This is a genomic window from Cellulomonas biazotea (assembly GCF_004306155.1).
Classification (GTDB): domain Bacteria; phylum Actinomycetota; class Actinomycetes; order Actinomycetales; family Cellulomonadaceae; genus Cellulomonas; species Cellulomonas biazotea.
The window spans coordinates 1-881 of the sequence record NZ_BIMR01000359.1; the positions used below are offsets into that span (position 1 = coordinate 1).

The following is an 881-nucleotide window of genomic DNA, read 5'->3' on the forward strand; positions in this document are numbered from 1 at the left end:
GCCTCGGCGGCCGCCCTCGCCGCGGAGCTGGCCGCGGCCCGGGCCTCGACCGCGGGGGCGGCGAGCGCCGCGGGGACGGTGACGCCACCCGACGCGCCGGCCCCGGACGAGCCCGAGCGGGTCCGCACGGTGCGCGAGGGGTACGCGTTCGCCGGTGCGACGCTCGACCTCGGGGTGCTCGTGGAGGACGGCGCCCCGGTGCCGTCGGCGCGCGTCGGCGTCCCGCTCGGCCTGCTCAACCGGCACGCGCTCGTGGCCGGGGCGACCGGCACCGGCAAGACGCGCACGCTGCAGCTCATGGCCGAGCAGCTCTCGGCCGCGGGCGTCCCGACGTTCGTCGCGGACGTCAAGGGCGACCTCACGGGCCTGGCGGTGCCGGGGACGGCGTCGGAGCGCCTGACGGAGCGCACCCGGAGCCTCGGCCAGGACTGGTCGCCGGCCGCGTTCCCGGTCGAGCTCTACGCGCTGGGCGGGATCGGCGCGGGCGTCCCGGTGCGGACGACGGTGACGGACTTCGGGCCGCTGCTGCTCGCGAAGGTGCTCGGGCTCAACGCGACGCAGGAGTCGAGCCTCGGGCTGGTCTTCCACTGGGCGGACCAGCAAGGGCTGGCGCTGCTCGACCTGGCCGACCTGCGCGCGACCCTGCAGTGGCTGACGTCGGACGAGGGCAAGGTCGAGCTCAAGGGCATCGGGGGTCTGTCGTCGGCGACGGCGGGCGTGATCCTGCGGGAGATCGTGGCGCTGCAGGGTCAGGGCGCGGATGCGTTCTTCGGGGAGCCGGCGTTCGAGGCGCAGGACCTGCTGCGGACCGCGGCGGACGGGCGCGGGGTGGTCTCCGCGCTGGAGCTCCCGGGCGTGCAGGACCGGCCCGCGCTGTTCTC

The 881-nt window shown here is 77.0% G+C and carries 1 protein-coding gene; it reads left to right on the forward strand.

Going from position 1 to position 881, the window contains the following annotated elements:
* A partial coding sequence (locus tag CBZ_RS18510) for a helicase HerA-like domain-containing protein (protein ID WP_373862198.1) occupies positions 1-881 on the forward strand: 881 nt, incomplete at both ends.